Here is a 20,089-nt window from a genome sequence, read left to right on the forward strand (position 1 = left end):
TGCCTAATACTTTCCTGCATTTAAGGTACTTTTGGGTAACACATATGGTCTGTCGTAGCGATTTAAAACAATAGAAACTGAATCATTGTATTCATTTAAACCGGTTAATAGCACTTTAGATCCATCTTTGGTCTCATAATGAAGCACCATTCTGTTTCTTCTAATTTCCTTGGGTTGCGCTGCAAACTCCCGGTCTCTCCGGGTAGACCATGCACGCGGATCGATCATTTCTTTTTCATTCCCAATATGTGCCCAGGCAGCTTTGCTAATCCACTCATCCGGTTTTTTAATTTCAGCTGTCGCTGCTTTATTTTTAGCCTGACCACGAAGCGCCATCACATTTTTATCCTGCAGATATAGCACCTTATCGATAGTATCGGCATAGTAATGAAAGGCGCGTTGTCCGCCCGCCACACCACTAATCTCGAAGGTCCGCTGAATGTCGCGCATCGGACTACCGCCTCCGTTTGAAGGATCAATCAGCACTGGCCGGTTTACCCTGAAAGTAAGTGTAGTCCAGTTTTCGAAGGTAGCTTCCTGCCAGCGGGTAGAATCCAGTGGATTAAAGGGAACCACCTGTCCGTTTATTTTAAATTCCGTTACCCGATAGTTTCCGCGGAGGTTTTTGACGCCTGCCGTAGCGGGTTGCTTATAGGGATCATATTTAAAATTGATAATCTCGGTATAAGTCATCACCCCGAAAAAAATTAAGAAGGTTAACACCTTTAAACCAATCCGCGTGTATTTCCATGCTGGTTTTCTTAGGTCTGGATATACCCGAAAAGGTACGGTATAACGTTCCAGTATGAGTAAGTTGTATAGCTTCGGAATATCATCTGCCAGCAGAAACAATCCCAGAACCACAAAATAAAAAGCATATACATGCACACCACCATCATAGGCATAATTTACAAAAGTGATGTCGCCCAATGCGGCAATGAGCAAAATGGCTCCGAAAGTAGTCGTTTTCCTGAAGAACAACAGTGCGCCCGCCAGAATTTCAACTACGCCGCCAAAAACCTGGTACCAGGGCACAATCCCAACTGATAGCCAGTAAATTTTCTGCGCGGTAAAATCACCAAAATTACTGTTCAGCAAACCCAAAGATGGATAAGGCATTTGCGTGGGAAACAATTTGGTGAAGCCGAAGCCAATAATTCCAATACCGGCCCGGTAGCGCACCACCACCCGAATCCAGTAATAAAGCTCGTGATAAGATTTTCGCTTCCGGTCCAATACAGACCAGATGGCACCACCCAGCAACCCGATGAACAATGCAACACCCCAATCGGCATAATCGGCCAGGAAACTTTTCTTTGCGGGTAGTGCAACCGTGTTTGCGGTGGCTTTTTTTCCTGAATTTTCTATTTTGACTGAGTTCTTTTTATCTTTTCCGGAAGCTGCATTCCCATCCGGAGAGTCTGTAATATCCCGGTTCCGCTGACCGCCAAAAAGGGAAAGGAAACCCGGCTGAAAACGTGCGATATCATAAAGGTCGCGGTAATGCGGACGAGACCAATCCAGCGTCAAAACATTTTTATACCAGTTGGGTGAAAATGGAATACACATGGCCAGCAGGAAGATGAACAACACACGGAATCCGAATTTCTTCAGTGCCGACCAGGGTTTCAGCGCTGTAGGCGAAATATCCGCGGTATCTTGAATTTCGTTTTTACTAAGGTCAGACATGATTTTTTGATTTTACAGTATACTCCATTTAAAGTTTAAGTGCTTTCCGGCGGCTCATTTTTAACGGATATTTTTTATTTATCCGGTTCAACACTACATACAGAGAATCCCTTTTTTCATTAACCCCTTTTAAAATAATCGTTGCCGTATCTGGCCGGCTGTATTTAAATGTTAACTGCTCATCCTTGTAATGAAAGTTTTTATTCTCCAGCAGAAGCAAATGATTTATCGTATCAAGCTGATAGGCATAATAATGTCTGCCTCCACTACCGGCCAGCTCATAATTTCGTTCCTTATCGTGTGTAAAAATCCGCTCGTCATTCAAAGAATCGATCAATACCGGCCGGTTGGAACGTATACTGATTGTGGCCCATTTTTCAAATACCACATCTTTCCACCTCACCGGATCGGCAGGGTTGTAAGGCAAAACTTTGTTATTGATTTTAAACTCAGTTACATTATAAATACCTGCAGCCCGGGCTAAACCCTTCGTTTTTGGGAATTGATAAGGGTCTCGGTGTGAGCCGGAATAGGTTTTAAATCCATAAAAAAAAATAAAGAAGAAAATGATAAAGCCTTTTACTGCCTTGCGGATAGGTTTAATGTTGTTGTTGAAATATGGTTTAAAAACATTCGGTTGGGTGGGGCGCTCCAGTGCAATGAGGTTGTAAATCCTGATGGCATCGAACCACAACACAAATACCGCAAAGCTGATGAGGTATAATGCATAAACATATTCCCCGCCATTGTAGGCCAGATTTGAGATGAATACGTTCCCGGTAAAAACCAGAATAATAATGGCACCAACGGTAGCAGTTTTGCGGAAGAAAAGCAGCAGACCAGCCAGTATTTCAACGCTCCCTAAAAAAGTTTCATAACCGGGCACAATGCCTAAACTCATTGAAAAAAGTTTCCAGTTGGTAAAATCACCGTAACTGGTATTCAGGTTACTGATGGATGGAAAAGGTGCCTGCATCGGGAAGAACTTTATGAAGCCATAACCGATAATGCCGATGGCCAGGCGATACCTCACCACTACCCTGAGCCAGTAATAAAGTTCGTTATAATTAGCATCTTTATATTTCGATCGCGACCAGAAAGCAGTACCTGATAAGGAGATTATGGCAACAATGAGCCAGTTAAGCAGACTGTCTGACCCCGGAATAAACTTCGCCGATAAACGGGTGAGGTCGAAGATATTTCCATAAGAGATATACAGCCAGTTGAAACCAAATACGATCTTGAAAAAATCAATGCTTAATGGCAGCGCCTGAAGTATGAAGAAAAGAAAAAAGAAACGGAAGATCAGTTTTTCTCTTTCCGTCCACCTTCCTGCTGAAATGCTATTTGTTTGAGTCGTCATTTTGATCCTACTTTTTTGCTTTCGCAGATTCAACAATCACCTTTCTTGCAGCCAGATCATATTTCTGTCCGTTTTTTAGAAAGAAAAAAGGACCACTTGAAGCTGAGAAATTTTCACGACCGTTTGCTACATGCTGGTTGCTATCATATATAATATGCGCATAATCATAAATGGCAACGAAAGATTTGCCCAATACCTGCAGGGTATCTTGCTGTACCCATACGGCAGTGGCTTCATCTAAACCTATACCAATCAGTTCAGGAGATTGACGAATAAAATCTACCAGGTCAAACTGTCGGTTTCTCACCAGCAAATGCTGATCGATCGCAGAATTTTTAAGAAAACCCAAACCTTGCGTATGATCGCCCACTAAAATATGTGCGCCCCTGGTATCACCCCGCCATAAAAAGGAGCCCAGAATGGTTGCACCCGCTGAACTGCCTGCAATTACGCCGCCACGGCTCAGCACATCTGTAAAGGCCTGGTGCGTAAGGGTATTGAGGTAAGAATCGGCGATTCGCCATTGCCTGCCACCTTCAAAATAAACGGCAGTGGCTTTTTTTAGTGGCGCTATAAACTTTTCACTATTGGCCTCTTTAATATCGCTGGTATGCAGAAGCGTTACATTTCTAATCCCGGTTTGTCGCTTTATCTCTTCAACTCCTTTCTGGTCAAACGCCGCAGAATCGCCGGTAGCTGTGGTAACCACTACCAATACCGCTTTATCCTTGCCGCCAGCCAGTTCCGTAAACTTCTCCCAAATGTCGCGCTGTGAGCCTACATTTCCTCCGATAATGACCAGGCTTCCTTTTTCAGGCCCATGCCTGGTAACCGATTTTCTGATGGTTATCGGCGACGGCTGTGCCAGGATCGAAAAACCAGTGGCAACGAGAGCAAAAACGGTTAATGTTAATTTTTTCATAAACATAGCTTAATAACCTGGGTTACGGTTTGCTCCTCCAAGCTGGGGATCTACCAATGTTTCATTATAAGGAATCGGGAAAAGATAAAGGTGCTTATCCGGCAAAGCCAGAACCGTTTGTGCACGATCGGTGCGGACAAGATTAAACCAACGGTCGCCTTCAAAAGCAAATTCTAACTGACGCTCGTTTTCCAAAGCCAGTAAAATCTCTGCCAGTGTTGAAGCCATGCTGGCGCTCAGGCCTGCCCTGCTTCTCACCGCATTCAAATCTGCTGTTGCGCCGGTAAAATTTCCCTGATAGACTCGGGCTTCTGAGCGGATTAAATAAAGTTCCGAAACCCTGATCAGGTAAGCAGGATCTGTTCCCAACGGGTTGCGGTAATATAATCTGCCATACCATAAATTTCCAGGAGGAGCAGTTCTGGCAATTAAAGCATTACGGTTGCCACCTATAGCCGGATTATTTAATTGTGCTACCAAAGCATCATTTGGCGACCATTCTCTTCTTCCGCCTAACGCCGGTGGCAGCCACCAGTTGCTGTGGTTATTGGTATTTGAAGTGGTATAAGCCAGTTCCAGAATTGATTCGTTTGTGCTGGCTACATTGTTTGCAAAGAAGGCACTATAAGGCGTAACCAAAGAATAGTTCGCATTATCGCCAATAACCAAGGTGGCAAATTGTTCGGCCAAAGCCCAGTTTTTCTGGTACAGATAAAATCTGGCTTTTAATGCCTGAACGGTGCGTAAAGAAACGCGGTTCCGGTTTACCACAGCAGGCACTAAAGTTTCTGCAGCATTTAAATCCTTCAGTACTTGTGCATAAGTATCCGCCAGGCTGCTTCTTGGAATGTCGGAATTATCTGAAGAAGTATTGGTGGGTCTCAGAATTAACTGAACGCCACCCCAGCCCCTTGCCAGGTCAAAATAGGCCAGCGCCCGAACAAAATAGGCTTCACCCAGGTACTGGTTTCTTAAAGCCGTTGAAAACTGTGGATCGGCCACGCCCGGTACTTTGTCTATAATGTAATTGGCCTGAGAAATGGTTCGGTAAATGGCCGTCCATGCAGATTGCACGTAGCCATTGGTTGCGGAGGTTAAATGTTTGGTAATTTCATTCGGATCAGCCTGCGATCCGGACCATTGAATATCGCCGGCAGAAAGATAGGAAAGTGCCAGAAAGTTAGAGCCATAATAACCATTGCTGGCCAATAGATTAAAAAGACCATTAGCTGCGGTAGTGGCAGAACCTGCGTTAATAATCGCCTGATCCTGATCCACCTGAAGTTGTGGTTCTACCTCCAGAAACTTTTTGCAGGAAGTAAACAATACCACAAGAAATAAGATATAAATTACTTTTTTCATAATTGTTACCATGGATTAAAATGTAATGTTTGCGCCGATTTGAAAAGTTCTGGGCACGGGAGGTGTTCCCAGATCGTAACCTAAAACAGTTGCGGATGATGACACATTGATTTCTGGATCGGGCCCCTTGTACTTAGTCCACAAGGCCAGGTTTGATCCGCTGGCATAAATGCGAACGGCAGACATTTTTACCTTTTTAGTGATGCTTTTCGGAATGTTGTAGCCCAACGTAACATTACTTAAGCGGATAAATGAACCATCTTCAATGTTCCGGCTGGTCGGGCTGATGGTGTAATTCTGTCCAAAAGCAGTAAGTCGAGGCATATCTGTGATATCGCCGGGCTGTTGCCAGCGATCTAACTGATAAACATCCATTGCCCTGTTGGCATCGCGGGTTCCTCCACCCTCCAGGAAGTAGTGGTTATTATTGTAAACTTTATTGCCGTAAACGAAGTTGAAGAACACCGATAAATCAAAGCCTTTATAACTGAAATTATTGGTTAAACCTCCATTGAATTTTGGCAGCGCATTTCCTACCGGAACAATATCATTCGCATTGATTACCCCGTTTTTGTCGGCATCTTCATAAACCGCACTTCCCGTTTGCGGATCTACGTATAATTGGTTGTACACAAAAAAGGTATACATCGATAAACCCTGTACCATGCGTTGTGCGGCATAGGCAGCAACTACCTGTGTTGGTAGTTGCTCAATTTTATTGATGTTTCTGGAGATGTTGAAGTTGGTGCTCCACTTAAAAGCCTGATCAAGGTTTACACTGCTTACATTAAATTCAAAACCTTTGTTGCTCATTTCGCCGGCATTGGTTAATATGGATGAGAATCCCTTGCTTGATGCCAGCGGGAGGTTAAGCAATAAATTACTGGTGTACTTTTCATAAACATCACCGCTGATGGTTAAACGATCTTTAAATAAGCTTAAATCCAAACCAATATTCGTTTGGCGGGTACTTTCCCATTTTAAATCAGGGTTAGCCAATTGTGAGGCGATGGTTCCAGGATTGTCCTGGTAGTTCGCACCAGCGCCCCATAACCCGCGTGAGGCGAAATCGTTGATGCCATTCTGATTACCGGTAATTCCGATACTTCCTCTTAATTTTAAATCAGAAATCACCGCGACATCTTTTAAGAAATTTTCTTTATTAATACGCCAGGAAACACCTGCAGAAGGAAAATATCCCCATTGATGATTGGTACCGAAACGGGAAGAACCATCACCGCGAACACTAAAAACAGCGTAATATTTACCAGCATAATTATAATTTAACCTGGCGAAAAATGAGGATAAGGTATATTTAGATTCAGAGGCTGATGAAGTGGTAGTTGCGGCAGAAGCAATCTGCTGAAACGAATCGTTTGGAAAATTGGTTCCCTGAGCTAAAACCTGTTTGCTTACCGCACCTTGAAGTGAATTTCCGATTAATGCACCAAAACTATGATCACCAAAAGTATGGGTATAGTTTAAGGTCTGCTCATTCGTCCAGATGGTATTGTTACTTACACTGTTTGTGCCGAGGTTTCTGTTGGCAATCCCTAAATTGGTTAAGCTATTCCAGTATTGGTATTCATCATACTGATTATAATCAACGCTCCAGCTGGTTTTGAAGGTAAGGTCTTTTAAAATTTTTACCTCTCCATAAACATTGCTGATTAATCGGTTACTTGTACTATTCATATTGGTATTTGCGAGCAAAACATCCAGGTTATCAAATCCGGCCCATTTTCCGGGAGTTCCATCCGCGTTAACCTCAGGTAAATAAGTTGGGGTATGCAATGCAGACTGGAGAATTCCACCCTGTGGGCCATCGCCTACACGGGCATTGGTACGGTAAGTTTGCGTTAAAATATTGCTGGTACCGATGGTGATGAAATCGCCGATTTTCTGGTCGAGGTTAATTTTAAAACTTCCCCTTCTAAAATCGTTTGTTTTTAAAGTCGCCTCCTGCTTATTTAATCCACCTCCAATATAATAAGTGGTCTTATCATTTCCGCCAGACACCGATACATCATAATTTTGCAAAAATCCGGTTCTGAAAGCTTTGCCTAACCGATCGTAAGTACTTTGATCCTGAGGCAAACCGCGTGGTGCAGGAGATGCCGTTGGGTTATCCGTTAAGGCTCTGAAAGGCTGAAAGCGATAAGTGGTAGCCGGGTTTGTTCCATTTGCGGCGGCAATTGCAATGGCATCTGCATTCGAATTTCGGTAAAATTCGTTTACCAGTTCTGCATGCTGCGGCCCCGTAACCAGATCCCATAATTTTGGTGTTTTTGCGGTACCTACATAGGCGCTCAGGCTTACCTTTGGCCCGGTATTGTATTTACCACGTTTAGTGGTGATTACAATTACCCCGTTGGCTGCCCTGGCACCATAAATGGCCGTCGCATCAGCATCTTTTAACACCGTTACACTCTCAATATCATCCGGATTGATATCCGACAACGGATTATTTGCCTGGCCCTGAGTGGTAATGCGTTGCAGTGATCCGCTGTTTACATAAACCCCGTCAATTAAATATAGAGGATCATTACTGGCATTAATAGAGGTTGTTCCCCTGATTCGGATAAACATCCCGTCACCCGGAACCCCGGTGGATGTACTTACCTGTAAGCCGGGTGCTTTCCCCTGTAATTGTTCGGCAAATGTGGCTGTAGGTTTTGTTCTTACTTCATCTACAGCAATAGTAGATACCGCGCCTGTTAATGATTTCCGGGTTTGTTTGCCATAGCCAACCACTACAACATCATTTAGCTGACTATTGGTTTCCTTTAACCGGATTGTTACCGGACTCGTGGACACCACCAGTTCTTTGGTTTCGTAACCCACCGAACTTAAGATTAAGGTATAAGGCAGTTTTTGGCCGGTAACGAAAATAAATTTACCCTCACCATCGGTTGATACCGAATGTGTAACCCCTTTTATACGAACCACTACCCCCGGTAAAGGTTGTTTGCTGGCCGAATCAATAACCATACCCTGTAAATTTGAATTAATCAGGGGCGGTGGTTCTACCTGGGCAAAAAGCTTGCTGGAAAAAGACAGCAGCAGAAAAGAAAAAATCAGGCTGGCTTTTAGAATATACGCTATATACTTTTTCTTATGGAGAAATATTTCCATATTTAAACTGGTTTTATGTTAATGATTATCATTGAATAAAGCTGAGCGGATATCAGTAAGTGATTGGCGTTACAGAACTGATATTCCAACTAACCGGTGAGGCTTCCTTGCCGGTTTTTTTATAAACGGTTAACTCATGGATGAAGGGATTGGATTTGTTAGGGATTGACAGATATTCATAATGCTTTAACTTTTACAGGGTTCCTGATTCATCCGTGGTATCTTCAGAGGATAGGAAGGCGGAACTAACAACTTAAGTACCTGAGTAAGAATTGTTCGTGTGGTATTCATCGTAATGACAAACGTAAAAAAAAATAGTTAATCTACAAAATCGGTAGATTAACTATTTTTATATATTTACAACTATCTAAATCCTTTTAGATTACTTTTGATTAGCACAATCGTATTATATTTTATATGCCATTTGCGTAGTAACATACCATTTTTATCTTTGTAACCGTTATCTTTGAAAGAACGCAGCTACCAATTCTCTTAAACTGTAAAATTTGCATGGTAAAAATTATTCATTCCTCCCCTATTTCCGGGCTTTTTCAACTCACATTTTGTGAAAACAGCCTTCAAAGCAGTTTAAATGAATATCTTTTTTAATTCTAAAATAATAATTTTACAAAATGGATATCTTATCATACCTTTTTGAACTCTTGCAACAACGCAAAGAAGTTGGTATTGCCGGTTTAGGAACTTTCTTTAAAAAGAAATATCCTGGCAGATACGATAAGGAAAAACAATCTTTCTTACCCCCGGGGTTTACTTTGCACTTTACTCCTGAAGTTAAAGAAGAAAATATACTGGAAGACTATGTTGCCGCTAAAAGAAACATATCTGTCGAAAGTGCCGGGTATTACATTTCTAAATTTGTAGAAGAGACTAATCTTCGTCTGGAAGAGGAACATGAAGCCATTTTGGACCGTATTGGCAGACTTTATTTTACAGAGCATGCGGGTTTAAGTTTTGACCCTGCTGAAAACATTACCTATGGTTCTGAATTTTTTGGTCTTCCTGCACTTTCTGAAAACAACATTGAAGAAGTAAAACCAGCTGTAGACAAACCAGAGGAGGAAGTAAATAGCGAAATACCTGATAAAACGGTTACATCTTCCCCATTTGCAAATCCATCATATCAACATCCCGCAATTGAAAATATTGAACCTGATGAAGTGAAGGATGATTTTAAGCATACTTTAAAACATACCATTCCTGCTGAAGAGGTGAAGGATACACCTGAATTTATAAAGGAGCAGCATGCTGCACATCCGAATCGTTTTGGCCATACGCCTGAAGATGAAGCAGCAGTAAAAGCCGATACAAATTTAACTCCACCAGTTTTACAACCTGAAGAAAATGAAACACCAGCTACTTCAGCAGAAAATAGTGTAATAGAAGAATCCATTGTGGAAACTCCTGAGGTGGTAAAGGCACAACATGCAGCACATCCGAATCGTTTTGGCCATACGCCTGAATCAGAAGAGGCATATAAAGAAGCCGTTCAACAGGCAAATAAAAACACTTCGCAGCTGGAAACTCCTGTTGCCATAAATACTGTGGTTCCTGATGAAACAGCAATTTCAGAAACAGATATCCCTCAACCGGTACCTCACTCAGGTCGCTTCTCATTGAGGGCTGATGCGGATACACCTAAAACATACCTTCATCTGGACGAAAATACAGCAGAGCCGGAACCTGTAATAGATGCGCCTTCTTTCATTAAAGCACAGCATGCCGAACATCCCAATCGCTTTGGTCACGATCCTATTCTACCTGAGGAAGAAACACCGCAAGGCATGTCAACCTGGCTGAAAATAACGATTGCTGTATTGATTGTAATTATCGCAGTAGCCATCACCTATCTGATTAAACCAGAACTATTTACAGGCCAGATATCGCCTGCTCAACCTATTAAAACCGTTACAGACACAGCTCAGGTTACTGTTGATCCGGCAAAAGCCAGACAAGACTCTGCTGCCAAAACTGATAGCATTCTGAAAGTAAACCAGGTAAAGAAAAAAACAGATTCACTTGGTAAACTGACAGAAAAGCCAGTGGTTAAGCCTCCTGTAGAAACGCCTAAAGAAAGTCAAATCCCGGTTAATACCGGTCCGTCTACCTTTAACGTAATTGCGGCATCTTTCCAATCAGAAAAGAAAGCTTTGGTTTTTATCAAACAAATGGAAAAAATAGGTTTGAAAGCAGAAATTGCAAAACTTCCGGGCCGTTTAAAAAAGGTAAGCATTGCAAGTTTTAAAACGCAAAAAGAAGCTGAAGTGCAAAAAGAGATTTTGCAGAAAAAACTAAAAGGAAAAGGATTTTTTGTACAACAAATATTTACCAACACACAACCATAATGATTACTTTATTAATTCAAGACACCACGCAAGCGATTCAAGACACAGCCAATGCGGTTAACCAGGCGTTAACACAACCTGCTCCGCAAGAACTTCACTTTATCGACCTTCTTTTTAAAGGCGGCTGGGTAATGATTCCGCTGGCATTTCTGGCATTTTTAGCCCTTGTTATATTTGTAGAACGTTACTTAACTATTAAAAAAGCGACAAAAGATGAAGCTAACCTTATGGGACAGATCAGGTCATATATCCATTCCGGAAATTTAGACGGGGCCATGTCGTTGCTAAAAAATAATAACTCTCCACTTTCACGCATGTTGCAGAAAGGTTTAAAACGCATCGGTCGCCCGATTAAGGATATTGAAGGCGCCATTGAAAACGTGGGTAAATTAGAGGTTTCCAAACTGGAAAAAAATATCAGTATCCTCGGTATTGTTGCTGGTATTGCACCCATGCTTGGTTTCGTTGGAACCATCGTTGGGGTAATTACCATCTTTCACCAGGTATCCATTAAAGGCGCTATTGAAATTGGTACCATTTCAGGAGGTTTATATACTAAAATGATCACCTCTGCATCCGGTTTAATTATCGGTATTATTGCTTATGTGTTGTACCACATCTTAAACATTATGGTAGAAAAAATCATCCTTAAAATGGAGACAGATGCTATTGATTTTATTGATTTATTAGAAGAACCAAGCAAATAATGAATTTACGCAAAAGAACAAAAGGAAGTGTAGAAGTACATACATCAGCACTGAACGACATTATGTTCTTTCTGATGTTGTTTTTCTTATTGGCCTCGGCTGTCGTAAATCCACAGGTGGTTAAATTATTATTGCCACAATCTTCCAGCGGACAACAATCAACAGCAAAGAAAGCCGTAACGGTGAGTATAGACGATAAGTTCAATTATTTCGTTGATAAGAAACCAGTAGCTGCTGAAGGCTTACAATCTGCCATTGAGGTTTACCAGAAAGCTGCGCCTGATATGACGATCGTTTTATATGTGGCAAAAAATGTTCCGGCAGAAAACATCATGGTGGCTTATGATGTAGCAAACAAATTGAAATTAAAACTCGTTTTAGCTGTAGAGCCTAAAAAATAATGAATAATACTACAGAAGAAAATAATTATCCAAAAGCCATTGCCATTTCCAGCGGAATCATGGCTGTTTTGCTTGCGATTAGCTTTTTGATCGTGATAAATTCTTTTGAGCCCCCCGAAGAGATCGGAATGGGTGGTATGGTGGTGAACTATGGCACGGCTGAAACCGGGATGGGCGATGATTATACCAGTATTGAAGAACCTTCTGCAGATCCAAATGCCAATAATAAAGCACCTGATAAAGTTGTACCAGAAGAAAAAGTAACGGAAAATACAACGGTAGAAACCGGAGAAAAAGAAATTCAGACCCAAAACACCGAAGAAGCAATTGCTGTAAACACCAAGCCAACCAAAACGAAGGCGGCTACCCCAACCACAGCCACTGAAGATAAACCATCGAAACCAGTAGTCAATCAAAATGCACTCTATAAAGGCAAAAAAAGTACTGGTCAGGGCGGAGGAGATGGAACCGGAAATACGCCGGGTAACCAGGGTTCTGTAAATGGTGATCCTTTAGCCAACAATTATGGTGCAGGCGGTTCGGGATTTGGTAATACACCACTCCCATTGAGGCGCTTTGCAAATTTAGAAAAACCAACAGATGATGGTCAGAAGACAGGCCGGATTGTGATCAGGGTGTATTTTAACCGGAATGGAAAAATTGTTAAGGCCACTCAAAACCTTAAGGGATCTACCACAACCGACACTGAATTGGTGAATAAATGTATTCAGGCGGTGTTAAATTCTTCAATCATTAAAGCCGAAGAAGGCGGAGATAATCAAACTGGCTTAGTTACTTTTAATTTTGGCGTAAACTAGCTTTACATCACTTTAAATTTCACATATTGTAATACTAACACAAAAGGGCACGGATAAAATACCGTGCCCTTTTGTGTTTAGATGCTTTTTTTAAAAAGATTTCAATTTCACTTTGAATCCCCTTGATGTATATTTGCGCCATGAATTACCAGCAGACACTTGATTTTTTATACAGTAAACTTCCCATGTTTACCCGTGTTGGCGCGTCAGCATTTAAAAAGGATTTAACCAATACCATTTTATTATGCGAAGCAATTGATCATCCGCAAAGAAAATTTAAAAGTATTCATGTGGCTGGCACCAATGGTAAAGGTTCTACGTCGCACATGCTGGCAGCAGTGTTACAGGCACAAGGCTATAAAACAGGTTTATATACCTCACCACACCTTAAAGATTTTCGAGAGCGCATCCGGATCAATGGAAAAATGATGCCGAAGCAGGATGTGGTCGACTTTGTTACCGATCAGCGAACACTCATGGAAGACATCCAACCCTCTTTTTTTGAAGTAACGGTAGCCATGGCTTTTGATCATTTCGCAAAAAACAAAGTAGACATTGCCGTTATTGAAGTTGGCCTGGGCGGACGTTTAGATTCTACCAACATTATCAGTCCTGAAATTTCTGTGATTACCAATATCAGCCTGGATCACATGAATATGCTTGGAAATACTATTGAAGAAATTGCCGGTGAAAAAGCAGGTATCATTAAAGCCAATACACCAGTCATTATTGGTGAAACACAAGACAAATCATCGGCTGTTTTCATTGCAAAAGCTACAGAAGCAAATGCACCGATCGTATTTGCGGATGAGATTTTAAAGGCTGCCGATTTTGAATTAAAGGATAACCTGCTTTCCTTATCTATCCTTCGGGAAGATAAAATACAATACAAAAATCTGCAGAGCGACCTTACTGGCTTCTATCAGCAAAAGAACATCGTGACCGTTTTGGAAGCATTGCATGTTCTTGAAAAGGAAACGGAATTCAAAATTGCAGAAAAAAGTATTTACAAAGGACTCAAAAACGTAAAAAAATACACTGGTTTGCAGGGCCGGTGGCAAACTTTGCAAACCAGTCCGCTGGTAATTTGTGATACCGGTCACAATGAAGCCGGTATTGCAGAAGTGATGAAAAACATTCACCAAACGCCCTACGAAAAATTGCACATCGTTTTTGGAATGGTGAAGGACAAAGATATTTCGAAGGTTTTATCACTACTGCCGCTGCAAGCTACCTATTATTTCTGTATGCCTGATTTGGAAAGAGGGTTACCTGAAGCTGAGCTGGCAGAACAGGCATCTGCATATCACCTTATGGGTAAAACATACACTTCAGTATTAGCAGCAAAGGAAGCCGCGTTAAAAAATGCAACGGTAAATGATCTGATTTATATCGGCGGAAGCACGTTCGTAGTAGCGGAAGCGATATAAAAACTTTACAAAAACTTCAAAAGTTCTTCATCTTAAAATGATTAATTTTGGCCTTTACTAAAAAACAGAATGAAGAAAATTTCTTATTTACTCTTTTCACTCGCGCTCCTCTCCGGTTCAATCGCATCAGCACAAACCAAAAAAACACCACAAAATCAATCCCAAACATTTCCTGCTGAAGTGGCACGACCTAAACTGGTGGTAGGCCTGGTGGTTGATCAGATGCGTTGGGATTACTTATACCGTTATTACAACCGCTATACCAATGGAGGCTTTAAGAGATTAATTAACGAGGGTTTTTCTGTTGAAAATACGTTTATTCCTTATACCCCAACTTATACGGCCTGTGGCCACACCTGTATTTATACAGGCTCCGTGCCGGCCATTCATGGCATTATCGGCAACGACTGGTATGATCCTGAAACAAAAAGAAGCGTGTATTGCACTGAAGATACCAGTGTCGTAACTGTGGGCAGTACACCATCACCCGAAGGCAATATGTCGCCAAAAAATATGTTCACTTCAACCATTACAGATGAGTTAAGGTTAGCCACTAATTTCCGCGGTAAAGTCATCGGAATTTCTTTGAAAGACAGGGGATCTATTCTTCCTGCAGGTCATGCCGCAAATGCGGCCTACTGGTACCAGGGAACCACAGGGAACTGGATCACTAGTAGCTATTATATGAAAGAAGTGCCGACATGGATCGCAGACTATAACAAACTTAAACTCGCAAATAAGTTTTATGCAAAAAACTGGGAAACCTTATACCCAATCAATACCTATGTAAATAGCACAACTGATGAGCAGGCATACGAAGGAAAGTCAAACACCTTCCCCCATAGCCTTGCGCAGTTTGCCGGTAAAAATTACGATGCCATCAGAAGCACACCTTACGGCAACACCATTACCCTTGACCTTGCCAAATTAGCCATCCTTTCTGAAGATTTAGGTCAGGATAACATCACTGATTTCTTAGCGGTAAGTTGTTCTTCTACCGATTATGTTGGTCATGCTTATGGCCCGAATTCAGTAGAAGCTGAGGATACTTATTTACGTTTGGATAAAGATATTGAAGAATTTTTCAATTATCTGGATAAGAAAGTTGGCAAAGGAAATTACACCGTATTTTTAACTGCAGACCATGGTGCGGCCCATGTACCAGGTTTTATGCAGGCCAATAAATTACCTTCAGGGGTAGTAAGTGACAGAGATATTGCCAGTAAACTAAATACTTATCTTAATGAGAAATTCAAGCTCAATAATATTGTGTTAAGGTCGATGAATAACCAGATTATTTTTGACCACGATAAAACAGATCAGCTCAATGTAAGCTTTGATGTAATAAAATCGGCATCAATAGAATTTCTGAAAAAGATAGATGGCTTTGCCAATGTGGTAGACATTTCAAAAATTTCTCAGGCAACTTTACCGGAGGTTCAAAAGAAAATGATCACCAATGGTTACAATGCCAGAAGAAGCGGAGACCTTTATTACATTTTAAATCCGAACTGGTTTAACGGTAGCAGCACAGGTACTACCCATGGCAACTGGAATCCATATGATGCTCACATTCCATTGGTTTTTATGGGCTGGGGAATCCAGCCAGGTGCATCAAATAAAACACATTACATGACTGATATTGCCCCTACCCTCGCTGCCTTGCTGCATATTCAAATGCCAAATGGCAATGTTGGAGAACCCATCACAGAAATTACCAATAAATAATTCAAAAAAACTATGCCCATCAGCATAGTTTTTTTTATACCTGATATGCACTTAAATGTCTATATGGTTAAAAATCAAGTATACTATTTTCTAATCACCAAGGATGATCTTCGATGATAATGGCAAAGAATAATATTGAACCACCTTAGTCAGTTTAGCATGCCCCCAGATATAAATGTACAATATGAAACTATACCTGATATGCACTTAAATGCCTATATAGTTAAAAATCAAGTATACTATTTCTAATCACGAGGATGATCTTCTATTTTGAACCATTTTTATTATTTTTGGATCATGTCAACATATACAGCAACCAAACTCACGCCCATGCTCGAAACGCATGATATACAGGCCACCTTAACATTTTACACTGAAATATTAAACTTCACCTGTAGTAAAAAGTCCGATGACGTTTGCTGGTTAACCCTCAGCAAAGATGAAATAGAAATCATGTTCTGCACACCTAATCAACACCGTAACATACATAAACCCATCATGAGTGGCTCACTTTATATCAAAACAAATGAAGTGGCAACATTATGGGAAAATTTAAAAAGTAAATGTAAAATCTGTTACCCACTGGAAGATTTCGATTACGGCATGAGGGAGTTTGCCATTTATGACAATAATGGCTATTTGTTGCAATTCGGACAGGATTTATAGCTGAACCAAAAGCCATAACGGTATAGGGTATACCTGGCCGGAGCTACTTATTTTAGTACATTTGCATACCAAATATTTGGGAACAAGGATGAGTCGTTTAAGTACAGCCGCCTTTAAATCCTATTGTATGCAACCAGTAGAAATATACAAACCAAAAAATAAAATCCGTTTTGTAACCGCTGCCTCCCTTTTCGATGGCCACGATGCCACCATTAATATCATGCGTCGGATTTTACAGTCATCCGGAGCAGAAGTCATCCATCTTGGTCATAACCGATCAGTCGAAGAAGTGGTAAATTGTGCCATACAGGAAGATGTTCAGGGCATCGCTATGACGTCCTATCAAGGCGGACATATAGAATATTTTAAATACATGCACGATCTTTTACAGGAAAAGGGTTCAGGGCATATCAAAATATTTGCCGGTGGCGGTGGGGTGATTTTACCTGCAGAAATTGAAGAACTTGAGGCCTACGGGATTTCTAAAATCTACTCTCCGGATGATGGTCGCAAAATGGGTTTACAGGGAATGATCAATGATATGTTGATTCAAACTGATTTCATGACGAATGACGGGATTACAAACGAATTGCAAACCATCCCAACAAAAGACGTAAAGGCCATTGCCGGAGCAATTACGGTTGCAGAAAATGATCCGGAAGGTGCCCAGAAATTCGTGGATGAATTAAAGAAACTTTCAAAAAATAACACGGCTCCAATTTTGGGAATTACAGGAACAGGCGGAGCAGGTAAATCATCATTGGTAGACGAACTGGTTCGTCGTTTCCTGGTGGAAGTGCCAGACAAAACATTGGCTATCATTTCCATTGATCCATCCAAAAGAAAAACCGGTGGGGCATTATTAGGCGATCGCATTCGCATGAATGCCATCAATAATCCTAGAGTTTATATGCGATCACTTGCTACGCGGCAGGCGAATCTCGCTTTATCCAAAAATGTACAGGAAAGTATCGATATCTGTAAAGCGGCAGGTTACGATTTAATTATCGTGGAAACTTCCGGAATTGGCCAGTCTGATACCGAAATTACCGAACATTGTGATGTTTCATTGTATGTGATGACACCTGAATTTGGTGCCGCTACACAACTGGAAAAAATTGACATGCTTGATTTTGCCGATCTGGTTGCTTTAAACAAATTTGATAAACGTGGTGCTTTGGATGCACTTCGCGATGTACGCAAGCAGTACAAACGTAATCACAATCTTTTTGAGGTGAGCGATGATAAAATTCCTGTTTATGGTACCATGGCATCGCAGTTTAATGATCCGGGCATGAATAACCTCTTTGTTGCCTTGATGGAACAAATTAACATTAAAACCGGAACAGATTTTCAGGCGAAAATGGAACTCACTTCAGATCAGTCCGAAAAAATTTATATCATTCCACCTGATCGCATCCGTTACCTGGCAGAAATAGCTGAAGGAAGCCAGGCCTATCATGAATGGGTAGATAAACAAGCCAGCATTGCCCGAAAAATGTATCAGCTGAAAGGCGTTCTCGATCTTGCACAAGATCATCCATCGCTCTCTTTAAGTGAAGGTTTACAGGAGGCATATATATTATTTGAGGAACAATTGGATGGTGAATGTAAGCGCCTGCTTCGTCAATGGCCGGAAACCAAAAAGACTTATAAGGAAAAGTTTTTTATCTATAAAGTACGTGATAAGGAAATTAAGCAACCACTATATTACGAGTCACTATCCAAACTTAACATTCCTAAAGTTTCCCTACCCCGATATGAAGATTGGGGCGATATTTTAAGATGGTTACTTACAGAGAACCTACCAGGGGAGTTCCCGTATGCCGCTGGCGTTTTCCCGTTAAAACGGGAGGGTGAAGATCCAACCAGAATGTTTGCAGGTGAGGGTGGTCCCGAACGTACAAATAAACGTTTTCATTATGTTTCACTCGGACAGCCGGCACATCGGCTTTCTACCGCGTTTGATTCCGTGACCCTATATGGCGAAGATCCGCACATCCGCCCCGATATTTATGGTAAAATCGGGAACTCAGGGGTAAGTATTGCCACTCTTGATGATGCCAAAAAACTGTATTCAGGTTTCGATCTTTGTGCACCTTCCACATCCGTTTCCATGACCATTAATGGGCCTGCGCCGATGTTGCTGGGCTTTTTCATGAATGCCGCTATTGATCAGCAATGTGAAAAGTATATCCTCGAAAACAATCTACAGGAAGAAACAGCGCAAAAGATAGATAAAATTTACCAGGCAAAAAATATCCGGCGCCCCGCTTACAATGGCGAACTTCCTGAAGGAAATAATGGACTGGGATTAATGCTTCTGGGTGTAACCGGAGAGGAGGTTTTACCTTTGGAAGTTTACCAGACCATCAAGGCAAAAGCCATCAGTGCGGTTCGTGGAACGGTACAAGCAGATATTTTAAAAGAAGATCAGGCACAAAACACCTGTATCTTCTCCACAGAATTTGCACTCAGAATGATGGGCGACATTCAAAAGTATTTTATTGATGAAAAAGTCCGTAATTTTTATTCTGTATCAATTTCCGGATACCATATTGCCGAGGCAGGGGCAAACCCCATTTCCCAACTTGCTTTTACCTTAAGCAATGGTTTTACGTTTGTAGAATATTACTTGAGCAGAGGCATGCACATTGATGATTTTGCACCCAATCTTTCTTTCTTTTTCTCCAATGGGATAGATCCCGAATATGCTGTGATTGGTAGGGTGGCACGGAGAATCTGGGCAAAAGCAATCAAAAATAAATATAAAGGAAATGACCGATCGCAAAAATTAAAATACCATATTCAAACTTCCGGACGCTCCCTGCATGCGCAGGAAATAGATTTTAATGATATCAGGACAACCTTACAGGCACTTTATGCCATCTATGACAACTGTAATTCATTACATACCAATGCATATGATGAAGCCATTACCACACCTACAGAAGAATCTGTTCGTCGCGCCATGGCCATTCAACTCATTATCAATAGGGAATTAGGATTGGCTAAGAATGAAAACCCACTGCAGGGCGCATTCATTATTGAAGAATTAACCGATCTGGTTGAAGATGCCGTATTACAGGAATTTAAAAGAATTAACGACCGCGGTGGCGTTTTAGGTGCGATGGAAACCATGTACCAGCGTGGAAAAATTCAGGAAGAAAGTTTATATTATGAGACCCTTAAACATAATGGTGATTATCCGATAGTAGGAGTTAATACTTTTTTAAATAAGAATGGTTCGCCTACTATAGTTCCAGGTGAGGTGATACGGGCTACTGAAGAAGAAAAGCAATACCAGATCAATGCACTCCAAAATTTTCAGCAAAGAAATGCAGCTCAATCAGATCACCTGCTCAAAAAACTTCAGAAATCTGCCATTGATGGAGAAAATATATTCGAACAGCTAATGGAAGTTTGTAAAGTTTGCTCCCTTGGTCAGATCAGCCATGCACTTTATCAGGTTGGCGGGCAATACCGCCGAAACATGTAGCACAAA

The 20,089-nt window shown here is 41.3% G+C and carries 13 protein-coding genes; 8 read left to right on the top strand and 5 right to left on the bottom strand.

The genetic code is table 11. The annotated features are described in order from the left end of the window. Positions 1-3 precede the first annotated feature (3 nt). From CBW18_RS09150 to CBW18_RS09170, 5 genes are read right to left on the bottom strand one after another with little or no spacing between them, the layout of a single operon-like run. On the bottom strand, positions 4-1,689 hold the full coding sequence (locus CBW18_RS09150; RefSeq protein ID WP_088300985.1) for a hypothetical protein: 1,686 nt from the start codon (positions 1,687-1,689) through the stop codon (positions 4-6). Between the two features lie 28 nt (positions 1,690-1,717). Then, the gene (locus tag CBW18_RS09155; RefSeq protein ID WP_088300986.1) at positions 1,718-3,052 is read right to left on the bottom strand and encodes a hypothetical protein; all 1,335 of its coding nucleotides are present in this window, start codon (positions 3,050-3,052) and stop codon (positions 1,718-1,720) included. 7 nt (positions 3,053-3,059) lie between these two features. Then, entirely contained in the window at positions 3,060-3,974 is a 915-nt protein-coding gene (locus tag CBW18_RS09160) for a cyanophycinase (protein ID WP_088301357.1), read from the bottom strand. Between the two features lie 9 nt (positions 3,975-3,983). Beyond that, positions 3,984-5,336: a RagB/SusD family nutrient uptake outer membrane protein gene (locus CBW18_RS09165; RefSeq protein ID WP_088301358.1), complete on the bottom strand. Its 1,353-nt coding sequence runs from the start codon at positions 5,334-5,336 to the stop codon at positions 3,984-3,986. A 15-nt stretch (positions 5,337-5,351) separates the two neighbouring features. After that, complete coding sequence (locus CBW18_RS09170) at positions 5,352-8,471, bottom strand: TonB-dependent receptor (protein WP_088300987.1); 3,120 nt, start codon at positions 8,469-8,471, stop codon at positions 5,352-5,354. Between the two features lie 632 nt (positions 8,472-9,103). On the opposite strand from CBW18_RS09170, the gene CBW18_RS09175 reads away from it, so the two are divergent. The 8 genes from CBW18_RS09175 (at position 9,104) to CBW18_RS09210 (ending at position 20,083) form a co-directional block, all read left to right on the top strand. Then, a complete protein-coding gene (locus CBW18_RS09175) occupies positions 9,104-10,834 on the top strand; it encodes an SPOR domain-containing protein (RefSeq protein ID WP_088300988.1) in 1,731 nt (576 codons plus the stop codon). Next, entirely contained in the window at positions 10,834-11,541 is a 708-nt protein-coding gene (locus tag CBW18_RS09180; protein WP_088300989.1) for a MotA/TolQ/ExbB proton channel family protein, read from the top strand. The genes CBW18_RS09175 and CBW18_RS09180 overlap by 1 nt, the downstream gene beginning before the upstream one ends. Then, complete coding sequence (locus CBW18_RS09185) at positions 11,541-11,942, top strand: biopolymer transporter ExbD (protein ID WP_088300990.1); 402 nt, start codon at positions 11,541-11,543, stop codon at positions 11,940-11,942. The genes CBW18_RS09180 and CBW18_RS09185 overlap by 1 nt, the downstream gene beginning before the upstream one ends. Continuing rightward, positions 11,942-12,760, top strand: coding sequence for an energy transducer TonB (locus CBW18_RS09190; RefSeq protein WP_088300991.1), 819 nt, complete (start codon positions 11,942-11,944; stop codon positions 12,758-12,760). Before CBW18_RS09185 ends, CBW18_RS09190 begins: the two co-directional genes overlap by 1 nt. A 140-nt stretch (positions 12,761-12,900) precedes the next feature. After that, entirely contained in the window at positions 12,901-14,190 is a 1,290-nt protein-coding gene (locus CBW18_RS09195; protein ID WP_088300992.1) for a folylpolyglutamate synthase/dihydrofolate synthase family protein, read from the top strand. Between the two features lie 69 nt (positions 14,191-14,259). Continuing rightward, positions 14,260-15,918 (top strand): alkaline phosphatase PafA, encoded by a 1,659-nt coding sequence (pafA, locus tag CBW18_RS09200; RefSeq protein ID WP_088300993.1) that lies wholly within the window; start codon positions 14,260-14,262, stop codon positions 15,916-15,918. 297 nt (positions 15,919-16,215) lie between these two features. Next, complete coding sequence (locus CBW18_RS09205; protein WP_088300994.1) at positions 16,216-16,584, top strand: VOC family protein; 369 nt, start codon at positions 16,216-16,218, stop codon at positions 16,582-16,584. A gap of 127 nt (positions 16,585-16,711) precedes the next feature. After that, positions 16,712-20,083, top strand: a complete 3,372-nt coding sequence (locus CBW18_RS09210; protein ID WP_088301359.1) for a methylmalonyl-CoA mutase family protein — start codon at positions 16,712-16,714, stop codon at positions 20,081-20,083. Positions 20,084-20,089: the final 6 nt, after the last annotated feature.

The sequence above is a fragment of the Pedobacter sp. AJM genome (assembly GCF_002197755.1).
In the GTDB taxonomy this organism is placed as follows: Bacteria; Bacteroidota; Bacteroidia; order Sphingobacteriales; family Sphingobacteriaceae; genus Pedobacter.

What these genes read in the sequence shown, in the direction of transcription:
- CBW18_RS09165 (WP_088301358.1), bottom strand. Translation starts at nt 5,336, where the DNA reads ATGAAAAAAGTAATTTATATCTTATTTCTTGTGGTATTGTTTACTTCC.
- CBW18_RS09170 (WP_088300987.1), bottom strand. Translation starts at nt 8,471, where the DNA reads ATGGAAATATTTCTCCATAAGAAAAAGTATATAGCGTATATTCTAAAA.
- CBW18_RS09195 (WP_088300992.1), top strand. Translation starts at nt 12,901, where the DNA reads ATGAATTACCAGCAGACACTTGATTTTTTATACAGTAAACTTCCCATG.
- CBW18_RS09205 (WP_088300994.1), top strand. Translation starts at nt 16,216, where the DNA reads ATGTCAACATATACAGCAACCAAACTCACGCCCATGCTCGAAACGCAT.
- CBW18_RS09210 (WP_088301359.1), top strand. Translation starts at nt 16,712, where the DNA reads ATGCAACCAGTAGAAATATACAAACCAAAAAATAAAATCCGTTTTGTA.
- pafA (WP_088300993.1), top strand. Translation starts at nt 14,260, where the DNA reads ATGAAGAAAATTTCTTATTTACTCTTTTCACTCGCGCTCCTCTCCGGT.
- CBW18_RS09160 (WP_088301357.1), bottom strand. Translation starts at nt 3,974, where the DNA reads ATGAAAAAATTAACATTAACCGTTTTTGCTCTCGTTGCCACTGGTTTT.
- CBW18_RS09175 (WP_088300988.1), top strand. Translation starts at nt 9,104, where the DNA reads ATGGATATCTTATCATACCTTTTTGAACTCTTGCAACAACGCAAAGAA.
- CBW18_RS09150 (WP_088300985.1), bottom strand. Translation starts at nt 1,689, where the DNA reads ATGTCTGACCTTAGTAAAAACGAAATTCAAGATACCGCGGATATTTCG.
- CBW18_RS09190 (WP_088300991.1), top strand. Translation starts at nt 11,942, where the DNA reads ATGAATAATACTACAGAAGAAAATAATTATCCAAAAGCCATTGCCATT.
- CBW18_RS09180 (WP_088300989.1), top strand. Translation starts at nt 10,834, where the DNA reads ATGATTACTTTATTAATTCAAGACACCACGCAAGCGATTCAAGACACA.
- CBW18_RS09185 (WP_088300990.1), top strand. Translation starts at nt 11,541, where the DNA reads ATGAATTTACGCAAAAGAACAAAAGGAAGTGTAGAAGTACATACATCA.
- CBW18_RS09155 (WP_088300986.1), bottom strand. Translation starts at nt 3,052, where the DNA reads ATGACGACTCAAACAAATAGCATTTCAGCAGGAAGGTGGACGGAAAGA.